This is a genomic window from Arenicella chitinivorans, assembly GCF_014651515.1.
Taxonomy (GTDB): Bacteria; Pseudomonadota; Gammaproteobacteria; order Arenicellales; family Arenicellaceae; genus Arenicella; species Arenicella chitinivorans.
In genome coordinates this window covers 131681-146061 of record NZ_BMXA01000005.1, presented here as the reverse complement: position 1 = coordinate 146061, position 14381 = coordinate 131681, and the positions used below count along the sequence as shown (strand labels likewise).

At 50.8% G+C, this 14381-nt stretch carries 11 protein-coding genes; 7 read left to right on the top strand and 4 right to left on the bottom strand.

Translation table 11 applies throughout. From position 1 onward, the window contains the following. Positions 1 to 17 precede the first annotated feature (17 nt). Together IE055_RS13700 and IE055_RS13695 are read left to right on the top strand one after the other, a co-directional pair. On the top strand, positions 18 to 1448 hold the full coding sequence (locus tag IE055_RS13700) for a sensor histidine kinase (RefSeq protein ID WP_189402173.1): 1431 nt from the start codon (positions 18 to 20) through the stop codon (positions 1446 to 1448). 111 nt (positions 1449 to 1559) lie between these two features. Next, positions 1560 to 2210 (top strand): response regulator, encoded by a 651-nt coding sequence (locus IE055_RS13695; RefSeq protein ID WP_189402171.1) that lies wholly within the window; start codon positions 1560 to 1562, stop codon positions 2208 to 2210. A gap of 446 nt (positions 2211 to 2656) precedes the next feature. On the opposite strand, the gene IE055_RS13690 is transcribed toward IE055_RS13695, so the two are convergent. The 3 genes from IE055_RS13690 to IE055_RS13680 all read right to left on the bottom strand — a co-directional run bounded on the left by IE055_RS13690 (position 2657) and on the right by IE055_RS13680 (position 5755). After that, a complete protein-coding gene (locus IE055_RS13690) occupies positions 2657 to 3841 on the bottom strand; it encodes a pyridoxal-phosphate-dependent aminotransferase family protein (protein WP_229794298.1) in 1185 nt (394 codons plus the stop codon). Positions 3842 to 3946: 105 nt separating this feature from the next. After that, entirely contained in the window at positions 3947 to 5146 is a 1200-nt protein-coding gene (locus IE055_RS13685) for a hypothetical protein (RefSeq protein ID WP_189402169.1), read from the bottom strand. Positions 5147 to 5206: 60 nt separating this feature from the next. Further along, positions 5207 to 5755 (bottom strand): hypothetical protein, encoded by a 549-nt coding sequence (locus IE055_RS13680; RefSeq protein ID WP_189402167.1) that lies wholly within the window; start codon positions 5753 to 5755, stop codon positions 5207 to 5209. An 850-nt stretch (positions 5756 to 6605) separates the two neighbouring features. Between IE055_RS13680 and IE055_RS13670 the strand changes: the two genes are divergently transcribed. From IE055_RS13670 to prpF, 5 genes are all read left to right on the top strand, one after another. Next, the gene (locus IE055_RS13670; RefSeq protein ID WP_189402163.1) at positions 6606 to 7193 is read left to right on the top strand and encodes a TetR/AcrR family transcriptional regulator; all 588 of its coding nucleotides are present in this window, start codon (positions 6606 to 6608) and stop codon (positions 7191 to 7193) included. Positions 7194 to 7325: 132 nt separating this feature from the next. After that, positions 7326 to 8117 carry an inositol monophosphatase family protein gene (locus IE055_RS13665; RefSeq protein WP_229794297.1) on the top strand — a complete coding sequence of 264 codons (792 nt, stop codon included), beginning with the start codon at positions 7326 to 7328 and terminating at the stop codon, positions 8115 to 8117. Continuing rightward, on the top strand, positions 8118 to 8729 hold the full coding sequence (locus IE055_RS13660; protein WP_189402160.1) for a cation efflux transmembrane domain-containing protein: 612 nt from the start codon (positions 8118 to 8120) through the stop codon (positions 8727 to 8729). Positions 8730 to 9360: 631 nt separating this feature from the next. Continuing rightward, complete coding sequence (gene acnD, locus IE055_RS13655) at positions 9361 to 11973, top strand: Fe/S-dependent 2-methylisocitrate dehydratase AcnD (protein ID WP_189402157.1); 2613 nt, start codon at positions 9361 to 9363, stop codon at positions 11971 to 11973. 10 nt (positions 11974 to 11983) lie between these two features. Next, entirely contained in the window at positions 11984 to 13159 is a 1176-nt protein-coding gene (prpF, locus tag IE055_RS13650; protein ID WP_189402156.1) for a 2-methylaconitate cis-trans isomerase PrpF, read from the top strand. Positions 13160 to 13246: 87 nt separating this feature from the next. Here the strand turns inward: prpF and prpC are convergent, their stop codons facing one another. Beyond that, a complete protein-coding gene (prpC, locus tag IE055_RS13645) occupies positions 13247 to 14374 on the bottom strand; it encodes a bifunctional 2-methylcitrate synthase/citrate synthase (RefSeq protein ID WP_189402154.1) in 1128 nt (375 codons plus the stop codon). Positions 14375 to 14381: the final 7 nt, after the last annotated feature.

Here is a 14381-nt window from a genome sequence, read left to right as displayed (position 1 = left end):
GGTTAATTACCCAAATCATGAACGATTACTCCCTCTACAGCACCGCAGAGGCAAAAAAACGAGGCCTGAATCGACGCTTCGTTATTGCCGGACTGCTCGGTATTTTTCTGATCGTCACCGCGTTGACGGCAGGTGGTTACTATCGCCTGCAAAAAAATACCCTAGCGGAAATGGCCAGTCGTGTGGCTGGTGAAATGCAACAGCTGGTGATTCGAAAGTCCGGGCGGGATTCCGGGGCGTCAACAGAGTTGGATTCAGAGCCACAAACGCTGAATCCAAACGAAGAACCACAAGCCGTATTGGGTGTTGGCAAGGCCATGCAGCGCATCACGGGGGTGACGTCTGTTCGCCTGTTCGATGCTTCGTTTAATCCTGTTTGGAGTAGTAGTGAAGCGCGGACATTGCCTTCTGAGCAACGCGCCATGATGCAAACATTATTGCGTGAAGCGGGTCGTCCATATCGCATTGTGTCGCATGACCTGCTCACTGGCGCGGCCTGGTGGCAGGCAATCACACGTGCCTACCCATTAACCGAGATGCTTGTGATTGTACGTCAAGTTGATGGGACGCCATTGTTCGCTCACGTGAAGGTTGATCATCGAGCTGAGTTAGGCATTGCGCAGACCATGGCCGTGCGCTTGTTGCTGTTTCTTGCGGTCAGCACGCTGGTTTTGTTCTACCTGCTGTACTACATCTTCCAGCGCGGTATCCAAACAATTAATGAGCAAGAAAATCGGCTTAACGACCAGATAGCCCGATTATCGAACTTGCTGTCGGCCAATAAGGAATTGCAGAAGAGCATGAAAACCGCCAGTGCTCGTGCGGTTGAGCTAAACGAGCAGTTCTTACGTCGTGTTGGGGCTGATTTGCACGATGGACCTGCGCAAATGATTGGGTTTGCGGTTTTGCGGCTGGCACAGATTTCCAAGCATGAGGCAGCGCAAAATTTAGGGCATGAGTTTCACGCGGTAAAAGACGCCTTAAACGAATCACTGGAAGAGATTCGAGGTATTTCATCCGGACTGGTACTGCCACAGCTTGAACAAATGAGTCTAGAGCAATGCTTGCGCAAAGTTGTTTTACTGCACAGTGCAAAGTCTGACACGGAAGTGACACAATATTATCAAGACCTGCCAGACGATATTCCGCTCCCGATCAAGATTACGGCTTACCGTTTTATTCAAGAAGCATTGAATAATTCACATCGCCATGGTCAGGCGAAAAAGTGCCGATTAAATGCCTTCGTGAAGGACGATGTGTTACATTTATCGCTAAAGGACAACGGGGTTGGTTTCCGCTTGTCATCCCTATCCACTGGTGGTGGCCACCTTGGCTTAATGGGGTTAAAAGATCGCATCGAAAGTTTGGGTGGAAAATTTAATATCAACAGTGAACTGGGTGTTGGTACGTCATTGCGGTTGTCGATCAGTTTAGACGATGACGCATAAGACCGACGCCGCGAACTGGTTGCGAGATGACAATCTTTGGCAGGCTGGATTCATTCTGTACAGGGTGCGATGCTACGCAATCAAACTTACATCGGAGAGAGAAAATCTAGTATGAGTGATCGAATTCGGATTGTTGTGGTCGATGACCATCCTTTGTTTCGAGAAGGTGTGGTGACCACATTGGCAGAGAGCGGCTACTTTGACGTGGTGGCGCAGGCCGGCAGTAAAGAAGAGGCGATCATTCAGGCGGAGAAACACATACCGGACCTGATGTTGCTGGATGTCAGTATGCCCGGTGGTGGCATCGAGACTGCCTCAGAGATAGCTGTTCGGGTCCCTGTGATCAAGATTATCATGCTAACGGTCTCCGAGCAGGAGCACGACGTCCAGGCGGCTCTCAAAGCGCAAGCGCGAGGCTACATCCTCAAGGGCGTTGCTTCGGAAGAGTTGATTTCGATTCTGCGCGATATTCATAATGGTGACTCATATATTTCACCGAATCTAGCCGTCAATATACTAATGCGCAGTTCTGAGCAACCTAAACCCGACTCACCGGATGACTTTGATTTGAACGAGCGGGAGCGTCAGATACTGGAAAAGCTGGCAATCGGCATGAGCAATAAGGAGATTGCGGACGATATTTTCCTGAGCGAAAAAACGGTCAAGCACTACATGACTAACATCATGCATAAGCTGCACGTGAGTAACCGTGTTCAGGCCGCAATTAAAGCTTACGAAATGAGTAAATCCAATAGTCGTTGAATTGATTCGACTTTGGTCTGATGAAAGTCCCTACCTTGGTGTATAGCTTGGTTTGAGTAAAGCACCTATATTAGACCCATGGTTAGGTAGGCGTATGAATCGACTCCGAACGCACTTCAAGTTTTGGGCATGGGTAGGTCAACACATTGATGTTCGAGTCGATTTATATTCTCGCTATGAGGAAAAAAAGCTCCTTGGGTAGGGAGCTTTTTTTTCGCCTACAGAATCTGGCTTGGTGTTTTATTTACTCAGGTGTCGTTCTCGGCTGCCCAGTCCGCTTAGTTCCTCAGCGTGTTCCGCTTGTGGTCGTTTTCCATGGCAACAGTACGGGCTTATCCCGGGCAATGCGGTGATTCCACACTCGGGTTGAGTGTGACGTCTAAGCCAGACTTTAAGCAGGCGCGCCCGAGCGCCAAAGCGGTGACAGCAGCATAGTAAATCGCTTGTTACGCTCCGTCAGAGGACGCGTAGGCTGCGTCAACCCGAGCAATACCTTCTCCTGGGTTCAACGGCACATTTTGCGCCAGCAACGCGCTCTCAAGCGCGTGGATACAGAGACGCACATTGGTTTCATTGGATGCGTAACCCATCAAGCCAATTCGCCAGACTTTGCCGGCAAGTTCACCGAGTCCGGCACCAATTTCGAGGTTTGACTGTTGCAGTAGGCGCTGCCGCACGGCGGCTTCGTCCACGCCCTTGGGAACGCCAACGGCATTGAGTTGTGGTAACCGGCAAGCCTCATCCACCAGAAGTGACAACCCCAGTCCTGTTAGGCCCGCTTTAAGCGCCTCGTGATTACGCAAATGGCGCGCCCAACTCTGCTCCAAACCTTCTTCGCGCAAAATCGTGAGCGCTTCGTGCAGTGCATACAGCGCATTTACTGGGGCTGTGTGGTGGTACGCACGTTGACGACCCTCGCCCCAGTACCCCATGATCAAATTCATATCGAGGAACCAGCTCTGTACCGGCAGTTGACGATTGGTAATCACTGACTGCGCTCGTTCGCTAAACGTCACTGGCGATATGCCCGGTACGCAGGACAAACACTTTTGTGTGCCGCTGTATACCGCATCCGCGCCCCAGCCATCGACATCGACTTCGATACCCGCGAGGCCGGTCACCGTGTCCATGATGCTGAGCATGTCATTGTCCTGCGCAAGCTTACATATGGCTTGCGCATCACTGCGCACACCGGTTGAGGTTTCGGCGTGCACAAAAGCGATGGCTTTGGCGTCTGGGTTAGCTTTGATGGCCGCGTCGAGTTTGTCGAGGTCAATGGCTTGCCCCCAGGCGTCGTTCACCATGACGGCAGTGCCGCCAGCGCGTTCGACGTTTTCTTTCATGCGTCCGCCGAATACGCCGTTCTGGCAGACGATGACGGTATCACCGGCTTCAATAAGGTTTACAAAGCATGCTTCCATGCCGGCCGACCCTGGGGCCGAAATCGGCAAGGTTAACAGATTTTTAGTCTTAAATGCATACTGCAGTAAGGCTTTGATTTCATCCATGAGGCGGATGAATTCCGGGTCCAGGTGGCCGATTGTTGGGCGTGCCAGTGCCAGTGAAATGCGCGGATTAACGTCTGAGGGGCCGGGCCCCATTAACGTGCGTTTGGGTGGATAAAAGCTCATAATTCGATCGTAAAACGGATTGCCGAATAATCAGTATACAAGGCGTACCGATGGCGTGTTTTAAATTGCGATAACTAATCGAAATGCATGCGATGAATATACAGTTTATCGTTTTCGGCGACCACGGTAATAATCGCCAAGCAGCATTTCAAACTGAATACCTAAATTAATTGCGCCTTGGTAAGACTGCCCGGGGTATTCTCGTTCCCAGCGATAATCGAACCCGGTTTCAACGTAGATCCATTCCCGCATGATGGGCTGGATGTATGTGAAGGTGACACCGTATTCAGGTATCGATACTGCGTTCTCTTCTTCACCACGTAAGTAAACACTGGATGAAATGCCGCGCTTATCGGTAATCGAATGATGCCAAGTAGCATCGGTAAACCATTCCCATTGTTCGGCTTCTTCGGTGTACTTGATGCTACCATGCAGAACCATGATGTCCTCATCGTTAAACATGCGTGTGTAGTCCAGATTACTACTCACGCCGAAACCGTCCCGTTTGCGCCAAAAGCCAGTTTGCTCGGTTTTCCAGAAGGAATCCTCCGAAGTTTGGAATACATGCCGATACGCGAGTTTTGAGTAGGGGCTAATGCCGCTGCTGAGCTTCGCGCCGACCGAAAAGTCCCAGCCGTTATTATTGGCATCTGGTGATCGGTAGCCAAGCCCGATTAACCATTCGCTGTCTTCGTCATTGGTGGATCGCAAACCGACATTGTTGAGACGGTCTTCTTTGACCTCGGTATTACTAATGTAACTGTCCTCTTCAACGCGGCCGACAAACGCATCGAAACGGTTGCTCATATTCGGCAAATGTGTGCGTAATCGGATTCGCAACCGAGGATCAATGCCGTCAATCTCGTCATGGCGGAAACCGACAGACACCTTGCCGCGGAATTCTTCGCCTTTAAACGGCTGCTCTTGACCGAATAGGCCGTCTACCCAACTCGCAGTACGACACAGGCGTGTATGAGTATCGGCTCGAAGTCTATCGACCCAAACTTTCGACGCAGTATGCCGACGGCAACCACTTTTTTCGGCGTTACCATCATCGTTTTGTGGATTAAAATTCGAGGCTGGGTGCGCGTGAGAGTCAGCGGCATTTACGCCGCTGGCACTACTCGGCGTGGCCAGCGGTGCGGCAGAGTTCTCGGTCATCGCCGAGGGTTTCGTGTGCACCTGAATGGGGTCAAGTCCCTCAGCGTGGTCGGCATTCTGTGCTGAAACTGAAACCGGTATGACGCTGTAACACAGACACAACAAGAGCGGAGCCCACTTGTCGGTGCGGAAGTGCTTTAACATGGTTTTATAATAATCGTTATTGTCGACACCGATTAGCTAACTGTTCGGACCCTATTTGCGTTAAAAGTTACCATAGTCTTCATCGGGATAGTATCTTTCGTAATCAATTTCACCGGCGCTTATTTCTCGCGCAATAAGCTTGGCAACATCCTTTTCTACTTTGCTGATAAACGCAAGGTGATCATTACGCTCAGCAGCTTCTCTCAGCGCACTGCCCCAAATCGCGACATTTGTGTTGTCTATGTTGCGCTGGTGATTGTCCTGTGCCCATTCATTCGCAATCTCAATACCAAGGGCATACATTCTTTGTTCAACTTCCTGCTTGATGCGGGTGTCTGTAATGGTTGCAAGGAATTGTTCGGTGGCTTGGTTCCAGCCGTTAGGGTAGAGGAGCGTGCCTTGATAGAATCGCTGAATCCAGCTCAGGTGGCTTTCGAGCACCGCGGGTTCGGCCTGCTCAAGGTTGCGGTTTTCCAGAAAGGCTTCGACGAAAACCTGACGCGGCGGTAAATCCGTCGGCCAGGCCGGCTTGGTTAACCAGGACTGGCAAGCCGAGACTAGGAAAAGAAGTCCGAGAGGGAAAGATATTCGATAAATTTTGTACAGCATGGTTGATAAATTCAATAACTTGTATTACAAATGTCTATTAATGGGCTATTCGCCTCGGTATAAACTAGTCGGATATAGCCCAAAGTACTAGCCATATTGTAAAGATTTAAACAATTTCACATTCTGGTATTGGCAATTTAGATAGATCATTGTCTAATAAGGCCTGCAGCTTAGTAAAAATCGTTCTAATTGCTGAGTTTGCAATAAACAGTGCTGATGTTAGCGCTGTAAGGATGGTGTCAGAGGCACGGTGCAGGTTGGACTTGCGTGTGTTGATGAGCCAATCGGGTCAAACAACTTTAAACCTTTTTCAACAGTGATTACTCCTTGATGTATTCGCTGGCGGCGGTAATTGTTCCATACGGGACAAGTCCTGCCGGACTATTGATTGTAACAAAATGTCAGGTCGATCAGGTTGGGGTAAACAGTCGATCTCACGGTTCATTGAAGCGTTCTGATCAACGAGTTCGCTATAACGTCTGTCAGCGATTTTGTTTTTTAGCATTGTCGCACGCAAATGTTACAGCTGCGTTAGGCGTGGTTGCTGCGGTCATTGACGGCAGTGCCGAGACGGACTGGTGGTTCATCTTGGCATTTGCGCATCGTACCGATTGGCGATGTCCGGTTTATACCAGTGACGCTATGCGCAAGTTTGCAAGATTGCATTGAACTTGTTTGGCCTGAAATGCGACCAATCCATCCGAGCATCTTACATCACTTTGTTGCTGGCAGGGCCGTTATTCGTGACAGCCATGCCGGGGTTGAAACAATTCAGCGACATTGAATCGCTGTCTTACATAAATTTATCGACATTTTAATAAATCAAGAAAACAGTAATAGGGGTTATCACGTGGATTTAAGAAAAAGACGCAGCCAAGAAAAGCTTCAGGTCGCACTAGCGCACCATTTACAAAAGCAAACAATCGATGAAATTACGATCGGGGAGTTGACCAAGACCGCTGGTGTGAGTCGCCAGACGTTTTACTCCAATTTTGATAGTAAACAATCGATCCTGCTGTCACGAATTGAGAGCATGTTTGAAAAGAGTTGGGTGAAAACGGAATCTTTCATCCAAAACGCCGAGATTGGGCGTGAAGAGTTCGTTGAAATCAGTATGCGTAACTTGTTAGAAGAGTGCGAAAAAGATCGTATCTTGATGCGTGCTGCATTCACCGGTCAAGCCGGGATTCAATGTCTTTCGCTCTTGAAATCATTGGTTTCAAGGTTGATTTCAGATCGAATTCTGTTTCAATTTAATCAAAACTTTAATGCACGCCAACTGGATACTATTGCGGATTTCTACGCCGGTGGCATTATCGGCGTGGTACAAGGTTGGTTGTTGGATGAGACGCCGATGAAGGACATTTCTTCGGTCGCACGTCAGGTTGGTCGGTTAGTGCCGCATGGCCTAGACGGTTATCTCTCTCGAACCAATTGATGATGTTAAAGAACTTGCTCAGTCGTAGACCGACTGGGCGAGTTTTATTCTTGTTCATGATCGCGCGGATTCGCGTACGCTAGGTTGCTATCCATCTGTCGCTGGTCGATAATTCATCGCATGAGCAATAAGATGAGTATCGCCAAAGCTGCAGCACAGTCCGCGGGAAAATACATTGCCGAGTCCTTCGGCGACCGTGCGCAGTTGGTGATTGAGCAAAAGTCCCTCAACGACTTTGTTTCTGAGGTGGACCGTCACTCAGAACAGGTCATCACTGCCGAACTCCATAGGCATTTTCCAAGCCACCGCATACTGGGCGAGGAGTACGGTGTCTCCGGTGGGTTGGAGTCGCCTTACACTTGGATTATTGACCCGTTAGATGGGACCACCAACTTTTTGCGCGGTATTCCGCATTTCGCTGTGTCCATTGGGCTAAAACACGATGATCAGTTGGTTCTGGGTGTGGTGTACGACCCAGTAAAGAATGAACTTTTTTCCGCGGAACTAGGGCGGGGTGCGCAGATGAATGGGCAGACCATTAGCGTCACCAACGGCGGTGGACTGCATGGCGCCTTGCTCGCCACCGGCGTGCCTTACAGTGGTGATCCGCTCGCAAGTCTGTCTGCTTTTACTTCGACTATGACGACACTCTTGGCACAACAGACCAGCGGTATTCGAAGACTTGGTGCAGCGGCATTGGATCTGGCCTACGTCGCTGCCGGGCGTTACGATGGTTTTTGGGAATCCCACTTAAAGCCATGGGATATTGCTGCTGGAGCCTTGTTAGTGACCGAAGCGGGTGGTGTCGTAAGTGATCTAGCAGGCCGTGACAATTATTTGGAGTCCGGTCATGTCATGGCTGCTGGTGTACAGGTACACCAAGCGATGTTACCCATTACTGCGCAAACATATTTGCATCTCTAGATGTCAGCCGGGTGTCAACACAACCACGATTTTGATGGTGCGAGCGCGGCTTACCGACGTGCTTTATTCTTGGTGATTGCACTCAATGCGGGTATGTTCATCGTCGAGATGATCTACGGAATCGCAGGCGAGTCGCAGGCATTGCAAGCTGATGCGCTGGATTTTCTTGGTGACAGCATGACCTATGCGTTGAGTTTATGGGCGATCGGCAAGCCCTTGGCTACCCGAGGTAATGTCGCACTGCTTAAGGGCGTAAGCCTCTTATTGATGGCATTTTGGGTGCTAGGGTCGACCTTATATCACGTGCTGTATTCAAACTCACCGAGTGCGCCGATTATGGGTGGCGTGGCGCTGGCGGCCTTGGCCGCCAACCTGATTAGCGTGGTGTTGCTGGTTCGATTCAAGGAGGGTGACGCGAACGTTAGATCGGTTTGGTTATGTAGCCGCAATGATGCCATTGGCAATGTGGCGGTACTGGTGGCTGCCGGGTTGGTGTTCGTTACTGGGACGCGTTGGCCTGATCTCGTTGTGGCGACCGTACTTGCAAGTCTATTCGTTAGCTCGTCACGGCAAATTATTGTGCAGGCGATGGCCGAGAAACGTCATGTTTAGTGTCACCTTTGGTGCCATGGTTGTGTTGTCATGAGACATAAAAAAGCCGCCAGACCAAGGGCCCGGCGGCGAACAGATACGTGTTAAGCTAGCGAAGGAGTGAGGCTAGTGCACAGAGCCCGATAAGGAGCCTAACATCTGTGCGTTGTCGAATACTGTATTCGATAGGCATTGCTTACTTAGTGATCAGTCACTTCGTTAATTGCAACCAGCGCCAATAGAACCAGAGTTAATACGGTTAGGATTTCCATTTTGTCACCTGATAAATTTAATCTGATAAAAGTTAATTTGGTTAAACATATGCCTTAAATGGCTCTGTCTGGGGCGTAATATGCGTGCTGACAGCGCAAATTTAAAATGGTATGTCCTTATATTAGAAATAACCACAAGGAATGTATAAAAATATATGAATTCTTTTGAGTGATTACAGGGTTGTAACAATCCGTGGTTGCGGGGGGGGGCTTGGGCTTGGTACAGGTTCGGTCTGACGTTTGGTGTGATTTTATGTCTACATTGTAAACAATAAATTCGTTTTAAGCCGAAATTGCTTTCCTGATTCGCGAATATCTTCGATATTGTTTACAATGGCAGGGTCAAACCACTCTTTTAACTCTAAGTACATCACTCTGTTATGAATCAACACTATCGCAAGTCATTGGCGCAAACTCAGTTGGATTTTTTTGATGCCGAAGCGGCGGTTAACCGTCTGTCTGACGGTGCTTACGCAAAGTTGCCGTATACCTCCAAGGTGCTGGCAGAGAATTTGGTCAGGCGCTGCCCTCCAGAGCAATTGGAACTTGCGTTGATGCAGCTAATTGAGCGGCGCAGAGACTCTGACTTTCCATGGTATCCGGCGCGTGTTGTGTGTCACGATATTTTAGGGCAAACGGCGTTGGTGGATTTGGCGGGTCTGCGCGATGCGATCGCGGAGAAAGGCGGTGACCCGTCCAAAGTCAACCCGGTGGTGCCGACGCAATTAATTGTGGATCACTCTCTAGCAGTCGAAGCGGCAGGTTTCGATCCAGAGGCTTTTGAAAAAAATCGTGCAATCGAAGATCGTCGTAATGAAGATCGCTTTCATTTTATTAATTGGACGAAAAAAGCATTCAAGAATATCGACGTGATTCCGCCAGGCAACGGCATCATGCACCAAATAAACCTTGAGAAAATGTCGCCCGTGGTGCACGCACGTGATGGCGTGGCATTCCCGGATACGCTGGTCGGTACCGACAGTCATACACCGCACGTTGATGCACTCGGTGTGATCGCGATCGGCGTTGGTGGGCTCGAGGCTGAGAGCGTCATGCTAGGTCGTGCTTCGTATATGCGATTGCCAGACATTGTCGGTGTAGAACTGGTTGGCGAGCGTCAAGCGGGTATTACGGCTACCGATATCGTACTGGCATTGACCGAGTTTTTGAGAGAGCAACGCGTAGTCTCGAGTTATTTGGAATTTTTTGGTCCAGGGGCCGACCAGCTTACCCTGGGGGATCGGGCGACTATTTCGAATATGACGCCAGAGTTCGGTGCCACCGCGGCCATGTTCTACATAGACCAAAATACCATTGATTACCTACGCTTAACTGGCCGAGACGATGCGCAAGTGGCGTTAGTCGAAACCTACGCTAAGCAAACTGGCTTATGGGCATCCCAAATGGGCGACGCGGAGTATGAGCGGGTTTTGAGGTTTGATCTGTCAACCGTTGTTCGGAATATTGCCGGTCCCTCGAATCCACATCGTCGCGTCGCCACGACTGAGCTTGGCGCACAGGGAATCAGTCGAGAGGTTGTGGAAACCGTAGATCTAGACAATTGGCAGGGACATATGCCAGACGGGGCGGTCATTATCGCTGCCATCACCAGCTGCACGAATACCAGTAATCCGCGCAACATGATTGCCGCTGGATTGATCGCACGCAATGCAAATAGGCTTGGCTTACTTCGCAAACCCTGGGTGAAAAGTTCGTTGGCGCCGGGCTCCAAGACCGTGCAACTGTACTTGCAAGAAGCTGGATTGATGTCTGAGCTGGAGAATTTAGGCTTTGGTGTGGTGGGCTTTGCGTGTACTACCTGTAATGGGATGAGCGGCGCACTCGATCCGACTATCCAGTCAGAGGTGGTGTCGCGTGACCTGTATGCGACGGCTGTGTTGTCTGGCAATCGAAACTTTGATGGCCGGATCCATCCTTACGCTAAACAGGCATTTTTGGCGTCACCGCCATTGGTGGTTGCCTATGCGCTAGCCGGGACCATCCGGTTTGATATTGAGCAAGGCGTACTGGGGCACGATGCCGAAGGCAACCCCGTGCGTTTAAGTGACATCTGGCCGAGTGACGCAGAGATTGATGCCATCGTGGCCAGTAGCGTCAAGCCTGAACAGTATCGAAACACATATGAGCCTATGTTTAACCTCGAGGTAAGTGATAACGCTGGTATCAGCCCGTTATACGACTGGCGTCCTACCAGTACGTACATCCGCAGACCGCCTTATTGGGAGGGGGCATTGGCTGGCGAACGCACGTTGAGTGGTATGCGTCCATTGGCGGTACTGGGCGACAACATCACCACCGATCATCTATCGCCTTCAAACGCCATTCTGGCGAGTAGTGCGGCGGGGGAATACCTGACAAAAATGGGGCTGCCAGAGGAGGACTTTAATTCTTATGCCACGCATCGCGGCGATCACCTGACCGCACAGCGGGCAACCTTTGCTAACCCAAAACTATTGAATGAAATGGTTACCGAGAATGGTGAGGTGGTACAGGGTTCATTCGCACGGATTGAGCCTGAAGGTAAGGTCACTCGTATGTGGGAGGCGATCGAAACGTATATGCAACGCAAACAGCCGCTGATTATCGTGGCAGGCGCTGACTACGGGCAGGGCTCGTCACGTGACTGGGCTGCTAAAGGTGTGCGTCTGGCTGGTGTGGAGGCAATCGTGGCCGAGGGGTTCGAGCGAATTCACCGAACTAATCTCATTGGTATGGGGGTTTTGCCATTGGAGTTTACCGCAGGCGCTACGCGAGGAACTCTCAAACTGGATGGCTCTGAGCTCTACGATGTGATCGGGCAGCCCTCACCCAGTGCGACTTTGCAGTTGCGTATCACGCGACGTTCAGGCCAGCGGGTCGATGTGCCGGTACTATGCCGCCTAGACACCGAAGAAGAAGTTGCCATTTACACCGCCGGCGGCGTGTTGCAGCGTTTTGCGCAGGATTTTCTCGAAGCCGGCGATGCGGCGTAAGGAGAGCTCTATGTATTTACCACAAATTAGAATTCCGGCCACCTATATGCGTGGTGGCACCAGTAAAGGGGTATTCTTTAATCTGGCCGACTTGCCGCATGCGATGCAGCAACCGGGTCCAATTCGTGACCAGACGTTGCTGCGTGTCATTGGCAGTCCTGATCACTATGGCAAGCAGACCGATGGTATGGGCGGGGCCACATCCAGTACCAGTAAGGTGGTGATTATTTCTAAAAGCGAGCGGGCGGATCATGATGTGGACTATTTGTTTGGTCAGGTGTCGATTGATAAGCCGATGATCGACTGGAGTGGCAACTGTGGCAATTTGTCTTCTGCGGTTGGCCCATTCGCGATCGCACAGGGTTTGGTTGACGCGTCTCGCGTGCCGGCAAATGGCATTGCCACGGTACGTGTCTGGCAACAAAATATTGGTAAGACGATTGTTGCCAATGTGCCAATACACAATGGCTTGGTTCAAGAGATGGGCGACTTCGAACTGGATGGTGTGACTTTTCCAGCAGCTGAAATTGAGTTGGCTTTCAAAGACCCCGCGGCAGACGGTGCGTTGTTTCCGACTGGGAATAGTATCGATACCTTGGTGGTGCCCAAGCTGGGTGAGTTTGAGGCAACGCTGATTAATGCCGGTATTCCGACCGTATTTGTACGCGCCCGGGATCTAGGATTTACGGGCACGGAGCTGCAGTCAGATATTAATAGCGATGCCGACGCCTTGCAACGGCTTGAGCTGGTACGAGCGCACGGTGCACTCCGCATGGGGTTGATTTCCGATCTGGATGAAGCGCAATCACGACAGCATACACCGAAGGTGGCGTTTGTCGCGGAGCCCGCATCTTATCAGGCTTCAAGTGGTAAACAGATTAGCTCGCAGGACATTGATTTGGTGGTGCGTGCGATGTCGATGGGGCAGTTGCATCATGCCATGATGGGCACCGCCGCCGTTGCCATCAGTGTTGCCGCCGCCGTGCCCGGTACGATTGTCAACCAGGTGCTGACATCACCGGAAGGTAACAGCGTCTGCTTTGGCCACCCGTCAGGTACGTTGAAAGTTGGTGCGAGTGCTTATTTGGAAGATGGGCAATGGCGTGCGACCGAAGCGACAATGAGTCGCAGCGCACGTGTGCTGATGGAAGGGTGGGTACGCGTCCCCGGAGCCTGTTTGGCTTAAGCATGCGCGAATAAAACCACTTCAAAGTTAGTTTGAGGACGCCACAAGCAGCTTGCGCCGAGCTCGTGGCGTCTAACCTAAGCTAGTTTAACGCTGATCGATCGGCTCAACCGCGCGATGTTCAGGTCCGGTGTATTCAGCGCTGGGGCGAATGATTCGATTATTCGCACGTTGCTCGAATGCGTGTGCAGCCCAGCCGGTAACACGTGACATCACAAAAATTGGTGTGAACAACCCGGTAGGAATGCCCATGAAGTTATACGCTGAGGCATGGAAGAAGTCGGCATTGCAGAACATGTTCTTTTCACGTTTCATCACCGCTTCAACCCGCACGGAAACTGGGAAGAGCACGTCATCACCAACATCTTTGGCCAAGGCTTCTGACCATTTTTTGATAATCGCATTGCGTGGATCGCGTTCTTTGTAAACTGCGTGCCCAAAGCCCATAATCAACTCTTTATTTTTCAGCTTTTCCAGAATGGCGGCTTCGGCTTCATCCGGCGATGACCACTGCTCGATCATTTCCATGGCTGCTTCATTGGCACCACCATGCAGCGGGCCTCGTAAAGTGCCAATCGCGCCGGTAATGACGGAATGTATGTCGGTCAAGGTGGATGCTGCAACGCGGCCGTTAAAAGTGGATGCGTTAAACTCGTGCTCGGCGTAAAGAATCAGTGACACGTTCATGACTTTTTCATGCAGCTTACTGGCAGGTTTGTCATGCAACATGTGCAGGAAGTGTCCGCCAATCGTCGCCGCGCCGGTGTTGGTATCAATACGCACACCATCGTGCGAAAACCGGTACCAGTACACGACAATCGCCGGTAGTAGTGACAGAATGCGATCGACCACATCCGCTTGTTGCGAAAAATCGGTTTCAGGCTCTAGGTTGCCGAGCAGGGAAACACCGGTGCGCATTACATCCATCGGGTGTGCGCCGGCGGGAATCAGCTCTAGACCGGCTTTTAGCTCTTCTGGTAAGTCACGCAGACCATGTAATTTGGCTTGATAGGTATCCAGTTCAGCCTGAGTCGGTAGGTGCCCCTTTAAGATCAAATGTGCGACTTCTTCAAAAATACAGTTGTCGGCCAGGTCGTCGACATCATAGCCTCGATAGTTTAATCCAGAGCCCTGTGTGCCCACTGTACATAATGCCGTTTGACCAGCTACCTGGCCACGCAAGCCCGCGCCACCTAGTTTTTTATCCGATGACATCTTTGCC

What these genes read in the sequence shown, in the direction of transcription:
- IE055_RS13700 (WP_189402173.1), top strand. Translation starts at nt 18, where the DNA reads ATGAACGATTACTCCCTCTACAGCACCGCAGAGGCAAAAAAACGAGGC.
- prpF (WP_189402156.1), top strand. Translation starts at nt 11,984, where the DNA reads ATGTATTTACCACAAATTAGAATTCCGGCCACCTATATGCGTGGTGGC.
- IE055_RS13680 (WP_189402167.1), bottom strand. Translation starts at nt 5,755, where the DNA reads ATGCTGTACAAAATTTATCGAATATCTTTCCCTCTCGGACTTCTTTTC.
- IE055_RS13685 (WP_189402169.1), bottom strand. Translation starts at nt 5,146, where the DNA reads ATGTTAAAGCACTTCCGCACCGACAAGTGGGCTCCGCTCTTGTTGTGT.
- IE055_RS13695 (WP_189402171.1), top strand. Translation starts at nt 1,560, where the DNA reads ATGAGTGATCGAATTCGGATTGTTGTGGTCGATGACCATCCTTTGTTT.
- prpC (WP_189402154.1), bottom strand. Translation starts at nt 14,374, where the DNA reads ATGTCATCGGATAAAAAACTAGGTGGCGCGGGCTTGCGTGGCCAGGTA.
- IE055_RS13660 (WP_189402160.1), top strand. Translation starts at nt 8,118, where the DNA reads ATGTCAGCCGGGTGTCAACACAACCACGATTTTGATGGTGCGAGCGCG.
- IE055_RS13690 (WP_229794298.1), bottom strand. Translation starts at nt 3,841, where the DNA reads ATGAGCTTTTATCCACCCAAACGCACGTTAATGGGGCCCGGCCCCTCA.
- acnD (WP_189402157.1), top strand. Translation starts at nt 9,361, where the DNA reads ATGAATCAACACTATCGCAAGTCATTGGCGCAAACTCAGTTGGATTTT.
- IE055_RS13665 (WP_229794297.1), top strand. Translation starts at nt 7,326, where the DNA reads ATGAGTATCGCCAAAGCTGCAGCACAGTCCGCGGGAAAATACATTGCC.